Here is an 8,618-nt window from a genome sequence, read left to right on the forward strand (position 1 = left end):
CCCTCTCCCGCCGGGAGAGGGCCGGGGTGAGGGGANNNGATTACGCCGTGCCCTGCGGCGGCAGACAGACGCCGATACCGCCGATACCGCAGTAGCCGTACGGGTTTTTATGCAGATACTGCTGGTGATCATCTTCCGCATAGTAAAACGGCCCGGCGGTCTTGATTTCGGTGGTGACCGTGCGGTCATCCCCCGCCGCGCGCATGGCGGCCTGGAAACGCTCAAGGCTGGCTTTCGCCGCGGCGTCCTGTTCCGGCGTCAGGGGATAAATCGCCGAGCGGTACTGGGTGCCGTGGTCATTGCCCTGGCGCATCCCCTGAGCGGGATCATGATTCTCCCAGAACACCTGCAACAGCTGTTCATAGCTGATAACGTTCGGATCGTAGACCACGCGCACGGCTTCGGCATGGCCGGTCTGACCGCTGCACACTTCGCGGTAGGTCGGGTTCGACGTGTAACCGCCCATATAGCCTGCGGCGGTGCTGTAGACGCCGGGTAAAACCCAGAACAAACGTTCAACGCCCCAGAAGCAGCCCATGGCGAAAAATGCGACGTCCATCCCGTCCGGGACATGCGTCATCGAGTGTTCATTGACCGCATGCAGACTGGCAACCGGCATTGGCGTGTTACGGCCCGGCAGTGCATCCGACTGAGTAACAAGGTGTTTTTTATCAAATAGACTCACGGTGTGGCCTCCGGGGAAAGGGAATTGTGGTTAGGGTTGTAACGGCGCTCGTCTTTTAACACAATAAGTGCTTTAAATACGGCTAAATTTAAACATAAGAAATATTGAGGTTGTCGTCTGTTTTTCAACCCGCATTGTTGAATTATTGTTAAGCCGGGAGCGGCATTTTGGTTTCCTTCCAGGGCCAGGACAAGGATATTCAGGAGAGAACGTGCCACAGATCCGTCTTATAGGTATTGCCACTTTACTGCTGGCAAGCGGTCACGCCTTTGCGGCAAACGTCCGTTTGCAGGTAGAGGGGTTATCAGGCGCGCTACAAAAAAACGTCCGCGCACAGCTGTCGACGATTGAAAGCGATGAGGTCACCCCCGATCGCCGCTTTCGCGCTCGCGTGGATGACGCCATCCGTGACGGTCTGAAAGCGCTTGGCTACTACGAGCCGACCATTGAATTTGATCTGCGCCCGCCGCCGGCCAAAGGTCGCCAGGTGCTGATCGCCCGCGTATCGCCGGGCGAACCGGTGCGTATCGGCGGTACGGATGTGATCCTGCGCGGCGGCGCCCGCACCGATCATGACTATCTCGACCTGCTGAAAACCCGTCCGGCTACCGGCACCGTACTGAATCATCACGATTACGACAGCTTTAAAAAATCCCTCACCAACGTTGCCCTGCGCAAAGGCTATTTCGACAGCAAGTTTAATAAAAGCCAGCTGGGCGTCGCCCTCGATCGCCATCAGGCGTTCTGGGATATTGATTACGACAGCGGCACGCGCTACCGCTTTGGTGAAGTGACTTTCGAAGGCTCGCAAATTCGCGATGAGTACCTGCAAAATCTGGTGCCCTTTAAGGAGGGCGATTATTACCAGACCAAAGACCTGGCAGAGCTGAACCGGCGTCTGTCCGCCACCGGCTGGTTTAACTCGGTGATCGTCGCGCCGGAATTTGAAAAGTCGCGCAAAACCAAAGTGCTGCCGCTGCATGGCGTGGTATCGCCGCGCACGGAAAACACCATTGAAACCGGCGTGGGTTACTCCACCGACGTCGGGCCGCGGGTGAAGGCGTCGTGGAAAAAGCCGTGGATGAACTCTTACGGCCACAGCCTGATCACCAACGCCAGTATTTCCGCCCCGGAACAGCAACTGGATTTCAGCTACAAAGTGCCGCTGCTGAAAAATCCGCTGGAGCAGTATTACCTGGTGCAGGGCGGCCTTAAGCGCACCGATCTGAACGATACGGAAGCGGATTCCACCACGCTGGCGGTGTCCCGCTACTGGGATCTCTCCAGCGGCTGGCAGCGAGCCATTAACCTGCGCTGGAGTCTCGATCACTTTACCCAGGGCAACGTTACCAACACTACCATGCTGCTCTATCCGGGCGTGATGATCAGCCGTACCCGCTCGCGCGGCGGCCTGATGCCGACCTGGGGCGACTCCCAGCGCTACTCCATTGATTACTCCAACACCGCGTGGGGCTCGGACGTCGATTTCTCGGTGTTGCAGGCGCAGAACGTCTGGATCCGCACCCTTGCCGACCGCCATCGCTTTGTGGCGCGCGGCAACCTCGGCTGGATCGAGACCGGCGATTTCGACAAAGTGCCGCCGGATCTGCGCTTCTTCGCCGGGGGCGATCGCAGTATCCGCGGTTATAAGTACAAATCCATTTCGCCGAAGGATGACGACGGCAAGCTGAAAGGGGCGTCGAAACTGGCGACCGGCTCGCTGGAGTACCAGTACAACGTCACCGGGAAATGGTGGGGCGCGACCTTCATCGACAGCGGTGAAGCGGTGAGCGACATTCGCCGCAGCGATTTCAAAACCGGCGCGGGCGTCGGCGTACGCTGGCAGTCGCCGGTCGGCCCCATTAAGCTCGATCTCGCCGTGCCCATCGGCGACAAAGACGAACACGGATTACAGTTTTACATCGGTCTGGGGCCTGAATTATGAGTTTGTGGAAGAAAATAAGCCTCGGCGTACTGATCTTCATCCTGCTGCTGCTGGGCACCGTCGCCTTTCTGGTGGGCACCACTACCGGCCTGCATACGCTGTTTAAAGCGGCGAATCGCTGGGTGCCAGGGCTGGAAATTGGCCAGGTCACCGGCGGCTGGCGCGATCTGCATCTGAAAAATCTTAGCTACACCCAGCCTGGCGTGGCGGTTAACGCCGGGGATATTCATCTGGCGGTAAAGCTCGGCTGCCTGCGTGACTTCAGCCTGTGCGTTAACGATCTGTCGCTGAAAGACATCAACGTGGCGATAGACAGCAAGAAAATGCCGAAGTCGGAACAGGTGGAAGAAGAGGACACCGGCCCGCTGGATCTCTCCACGCCTTACGCCATCACCTTAAGCCGCGTGGCGCTCAATAACATCAACATTAAAATCGACGACACCACCGTGTCGGTGATCGAATTCACCAGCGGGCTGAACTGGCAGGAGAAAAACCTGACGCTGAAGCCAACGAATTTGCAGGGCCTGCTGATCGCGCTGCCGAAAGTGGCGGAGGTGGCGCAGGAAGAAGTGGTGGATCCGAAGATCAATAACCCTCACCCGGACGAAAAGCCGCTGGGTGAAACCCTGAAAGATCTGTTCTCAAAGCCGGTACTGCCGGAGATGACCGATGTGCACCTGCCGCTGAATCTCAATATCGAGGAGTTTCGCGGCGAATCCCTGCGTCTGACCGGCGATACCGATATTCTGGTGCGCACCATGCTGCTGAAAGTCAGCACGCAGGACGGCAACATGGCGCTTGATGCGCTGGATATCGACTCGAACCAGGGCACGGTGAACGCCACCGGTACCGCGCAGCTCAGCAATAACTGGCCGGTGGATCTGACGCTGAACAGCACGCTGAACGTCGATCCGCTGAAAGGCGAAAAAGTGAAGCTCAAGGTTGGCGGCGCGCTGCGTGAAACCCTCGATGTCGGCATCAATCTTTCCGGGCCAGTGGATATGGTACTGCGGGCGCAAACCCAGCTCGCCGAAGCGGGCCTGCCCCTGAATCTGGAAGTGGTGAGCGAGCAGCTGTACTGGCCCTTTACCGGCGAGCGCCAGTATCAGGCCGACGATCTGAAGCTGAAGCTCAGCGGAAAAATGACCGATTACACCCTGTCGTTCCACACGGCGGTTAAAGGGCAGAGCGTACCGCCCGCCACCATCCTGCTGGATGCGAAGGGCAATGAGCAGCAGATCAATCTCGACAAGCTGACCGTCGCGGCGCTGGAGGGGAAAACCGAGCTGAAAGCGCTGCTCGACTGGCAGCAGGCGATCAGCTGGCGCGGCGATCTGACGCTCAACGGCATCAATACCGCCAAAGAATTTCCGGACTGGCCGTCAAAACTGAACGGCGCGATCAAAACCCGCGGTAGCCTGTACGGCGGCAGCTGGCAGATGGATGTCCCGCAGCTGAAGATCACCGGCAACGTTAAACAAAACAAAGTGAATGTGGAAGGCTCCCTGAAAGGGAACAGCTATCTGCAATGGGTGATCCCAGGTCTGCATCTGCAACTGGGGCCGAACAGCGCCGACGTCAAAGGCGAGCTGGGCGTTAAAGATCTTAACCTTGATGCGGTGATAAACGCGCCGGGGCTGGATAACGCGCTGCCGGGTCTGGGCGGCACGGCGAAAGGCCTGGTGAAAGTGCGCGGCACCGTCGATGCGCCGCAGGTGCTGGCGGATATTACCGCTCGTGCGCTGCGCTGGCAGGAGCTGTCGGTCGCCAGCGTGCGTGTGGATGGCGATGTGAAATCCACCGATCAGATCGCCGGTCACCTCAACGTGCGCGCCGAGCGCATTGCGCAGCCGGGCGTTAACCTGAGCCTGGTACAGCTGGATGCAAAAGGCAGCGAAAAACAGCACGAGCTGCAACTGCGTGTGCAGGGCGAGCCGGTATCCGGCCAGCTTAAACTGGCGGGCAGCTTTGACCGCGCCACCCAGCGCTGGAAAGGCAACCTGAGCGACACCCGCTTCGCCACCCCGGTCGGCCCCTGGTCCCTCAACCGGGCGATTGCGCTGGATTACCGTAACAGCGAGCAGAAGATCAGCATCGGGCCGCACTGCTGGACTAACCCGAATGCAGAACTGTGCGTACCGCAAACTATCGATGCCGGGGCGGAAGGCCGCGCGGTGGTGAACCTTAACCGCTTCGATCTGGCGATGGTAAAACCCTTTATGCCGGACGCCACCCAGGCCAGCGGCATTTTCAGCGGCAAAGCCGACGTCAGCTGGGATACAACGAAAGAGGGCCTGCCGCAGGGGGATGTGACCCTCTCCGGGCGCAACGTGCGCGTGACGCAAACCATCAACGACGCGCCGCTGCTGGTGGCCTTCGACACGCTTAACCTTAACGCGCGGCTGCGGGATAACCGCGCCGATCTCGGCTGGATGATGCGGCTGACCAATAACGGTCAGTTTGATGGCCAGGTGCAGATCACCGATCCGCAGGGGCGGCGTAATCTGGGCGGCAACGTTAATATCCGCAACTTCTCTATCGGCATGGTCAACGCCATCTTCTCCCGCGGCGAAAAAGCGGCGGGTACGCTGAGCGCCAATCTGCGCCTCGCCGGGGATGCGCAAAGCCCGCAGCTGTTCGGGCAGATGCAGCTGAACGGCGTGGATATCGACGGCAACTTTATGCCGTTCGACATGCAGCCGAGCCAGCTGGCGATGAACTTCAACGGCCAGCGCTCCACATTGCAGGGCGTCGTGCGCACCCAGCAGGGGCAGATCAACCTCAGCGGCGATGCGGACTGGAGCCAGCTGGATAACTGGCGCGCGCGGGTTGCCGCCAAAGGCAGCAAAGTACGCATCACCGTACCGCCGATGATCCGCCTGGATGCCTCGCCGGACGTGGTGTTTGTCGCCACGCCGGATCTGGTCACCCTCGACGGCAGCATTGATATTCCGTGGGCGCGCATCGTGGTGCACGACGTGCCGGAGAGCGCGGTCGGCGTATCCAGCGACGAAGTGATGCTCAATGCCAACCTGGAGCCGGAGAAACCGCAGTCCGCCAGCATCCCGATCAACAGTAACCTGATCGTGCATGTGGGCAATAACGTGCGTATGGACGCCTTTGGCCTGAAAGCGCGTCTGAACGGCGATTTAAAAGTTGCGCAGGATAATCAAGGGCTTGGCCTGAACGGGCAAATAAATATCCCTGAAGGACGCTTCCATGCCTACGGTCAGGATTTGATTGTGCGCAAAGGTGAGTTATTGTTCTCGGGCCCACCGGATCAACCTTTACTTAACATTGAAGCGATCCGTAACCCCGAGGCCACCGAAAACGACGTTATCGCAGGCGTACGGGTGACAGGTACCGCCGATGAACCTAAGGCGGAGATCTTCTCCGACCCGGCGATGTCGCAGCAGGAAGCGCTCTCCTATTTACTACGCGGACAGCCGCTCGACAGCGATCAGAGCGACAGCGCGGCGATGACCTCGGCCCTTGTTGGCCTGGGGGTTGCACAAAGTGGGCAGGTTGTGGGTAAAATCGGCGAGACGTTCGGCGTCAGCAATCTGGCACTGGATACTGCCGGGGTGGGGGACTCCTCCCAGGTGGTGGTCAGCGGCTATGTACTGCCGGGTCTGCAGGTGAAGTATGGAGTGGGTATTTTTGATTCTCTGGCAACGCTCACGCTGCGCTATCGCCTGATGCCTAAGCTTTATCTCGAAGCGGTGTCTGGCATAGATCAGGCACTTGATTTGCTCTATCAGTTTGAGTTTTAGCAATGCGAATATTTGTCTACGGCAGTTTACGACGCAAGCAAGGCAACAGCCACTGGATGACCAACGCTCAGTGGCTGGGCGATCATAATGTTGAAGATTTTCGACTGTACAGTCTGGGTCACTACCCTGGCGCGGTGCCCGGTGCGGGCCATGTGCAGGGGGAAGTCTATCGTATCGATTCGGCGACCCTTGCCGAACTGGATGCATTACGCACCGCAGGCGGTGAGTATAAACGTCAGTTGATCCAGACACCGTACGGCAGTGCATGGATGTACGTGTACCAGCGTCCGGTCGACGGGCGCACCTGGATAGAAACGGGAAACTGGCTGGATCGGGACCGGTATTAATACAACGCCACCTTCGGGTGGCGTTGTTTTTTGTGGATTGACTACGGCGCAGGGGTAATTTTCAGTTCCACCAGCCCTATCCCCAGCCTGCGCTGAAGAGTTTCGGCCAGCGTGACGCCACGACCTTCCTCATCAACAGGCTCGCTGTCGGGCGGCGTGATGATCAGTTCAGTCGGACCGCCGGTTGCGGAAAAGCGTACCGTCCGGGTAGAAATCTCACTGCCAAATACCAGGCTATGTTCTTCTTGTCCGGCGCGCACAAGAATCTTTTTCCCGATGTTAGCGGCAGAGGCTTTGGCGACCAGGGTAAGGTCAAAGGCGTCCGGCAAGGGACGTTTATAAACCACGGTTACCGCCGGGTCGATATTGGCATTCGACCAGCGTCCCCAGTCCTCCTGCCACGAAATCCCCCGCACCGCCTTCACCTGTTGGGGGAACCCTTCAATGTCGAACATGATGCGATCCGCCGGATAACGCACACTGTCTGGCGTCTGATTAAGGCTTTTCACCCGCTGATGAATGTCCACGCGATCATCGTCGTGCTGCGGAAATGCCACTCTGGTCTGATAAACCGGCGTCGGGATTTTCCGCACGCTCACCGCCGACTCCAGCGTGCCTTCCGCTAAGCAGAGTTCCCGTGCGGTCGCCAGCTCAGGCTTCCCCAGGCGGGCAATGCGAAAGCACTTATCGATCCACACAAAGCGATCCTCTGCCCCGAAATGGGCAAGGTATTTACTCAGCGGCGCGTTATAGGTGCCCGGCAGATAGGGCTGCACGCTGTCTTCCGTCACCTTGAAGAGCACCGGCAGGGTGTAGTTAAAATCGCCCAGCGACAGGCTGCCGCTCTGCTGATTAATCACTAACTGGTCAATCTTTTGCGGATCGCCTGACCATAAACGAATAATATCCGGCTCCCAGTCCAGCATACGCGTTTCAAGGGATGTATAGGTGGCGGACAGGGAGGGACGTGAAAGGGTACTGCGCCCAAGCCCGATGGCGTTATCGCCGCCGAGTAATTCCAGCACGGTGGCCCCGTTATCCATCGTATTGCGTGGCCGGGAAATAACCTCCGTCTGTGAACGATCGCCGCGCAGAATAAAAAACAAATTTTCCCGCTGCGGTTGTTTTTGCGCAATCTGACCGCCGATGGGCTCCATCGCCAGATGATCGGAGGACACCACGATCAGCGTATTTTTAAAGCCAGGCGACGCTTTGATCTTATTAATCAGCGTGGCGATATTTTCCTGGCTGCACAGCACGGCGTTGAACGCCTCGTCTTTGCCCTCCTGCCAGCGTTTTTGCTGACAGCTTTTCGCAATGGATCCCACCGGCGGATGCGTATCCACGGTTAAAGCAAAGAGCGCGAAAGGCTTATTTTGCGCGGTAAGCATCTGGTATTTCTCCCAGACCGCATTAAGAGTGGTGTCATCGTGCAGACCCCAGTCATTGAGGTACGTCTTATCCGGCAGCGCGTTTTTTTGCTCCTGCAGTCCGGCGACATGCTGAAAGCCGTGTGTGTTAAAAAAGGCTGCTTTGCTGGCGAAGCGCAGATCCGCGCCCTGATAAAAGTAATTCTCATAGCCTGAGTTTTTGAGAATATCGCCAAGACATATCAGCGAGGGAAAAAAGCTGCGCAGATTATCGGAGAAATTACGATCCATTGGCGAAAAGAAGGGAATACCACATTGTGAGGCGACAATACCGCCAATAGTAAAATCCGTCCCAGGTAATTGCCTGGTGTCAGAAAAATCTAATGAAAATTTTCTGATAAGATTTAAATCGGGAACCAGTTGTGGAAATTTATTTTCATCGAACAAGGTTCGCTCAAGACTTTCCGCATAAATATAAACCAGGTTATAAACGGGCTT

At 57.6% G+C, this 8,618-nt stretch carries 5 protein-coding genes; 3 read left to right on the top strand and 2 right to left on the bottom strand.

The window, feature by feature from the left end:
• Positions 1–40: 40 nt before the first annotated feature.
• Positions 41–685, bottom strand: coding sequence for a peptide-methionine (S)-S-oxide reductase MsrA (msrA, locus tag QRD42_RS07205; RefSeq protein ID WP_321988505.1), 645 nt, complete (start codon positions 683–685; stop codon positions 41–43).
• A 211-nt stretch (positions 686–896) separates the two neighbouring features.
• Between msrA and tamA the strand changes: the two genes are divergently transcribed.
• Genes tamA through QRD42_RS07220 form a run of 3 tightly spaced genes read left to right on the top strand, consistent with a single transcriptional unit; the run spans position 897 to position 6,750 of the window.
• Positions 897–2,630 carry an autotransporter assembly complex protein TamA gene (gene tamA, locus QRD42_RS07210; RefSeq protein ID WP_072570325.1) on the top strand — a complete coding sequence of 578 codons (1,734 nt, stop codon included), beginning with the start codon at positions 897–899 and terminating at the stop codon, positions 2,628–2,630.
• Positions 2,627–6,403 carry an autotransporter assembly complex protein TamB gene (gene tamB / locus QRD42_RS07215; RefSeq protein ID WP_321988506.1) on the top strand — a complete coding sequence of 1,259 codons (3,777 nt, stop codon included), beginning with the start codon at positions 2,627–2,629 and terminating at the stop codon, positions 6,401–6,403. Before tamA ends, tamB begins: the two co-directional genes overlap by 4 nt.
• Before the next feature lie 2 nt (positions 6,404–6,405).
• Positions 6,406–6,750, top strand: a complete 345-nt coding sequence (locus tag QRD42_RS07220; RefSeq protein WP_072570327.1) for a gamma-glutamylcyclotransferase — start codon at positions 6,406–6,408, stop codon at positions 6,748–6,750.
• Between the two features lie 41 nt (positions 6,751–6,791).
• Here the strand turns inward: QRD42_RS07220 and opgB are convergent.
• Positions 6,792–8,618 (bottom strand): phosphatidylglycerol--membrane-oligosaccharide glycerophosphotransferase (gene opgB, locus QRD42_RS07225; RefSeq protein WP_321988507.1); only part of this gene is annotated, 1,827 nt, incomplete at its 5' end.

The sequence above is a fragment of the Enterobacter sp. PGRG2 genome (assembly GCF_030291195.1).
Taxonomy (GTDB): domain Bacteria; phylum Pseudomonadota; class Gammaproteobacteria; order Enterobacterales; family Enterobacteriaceae; genus Enterobacter_D.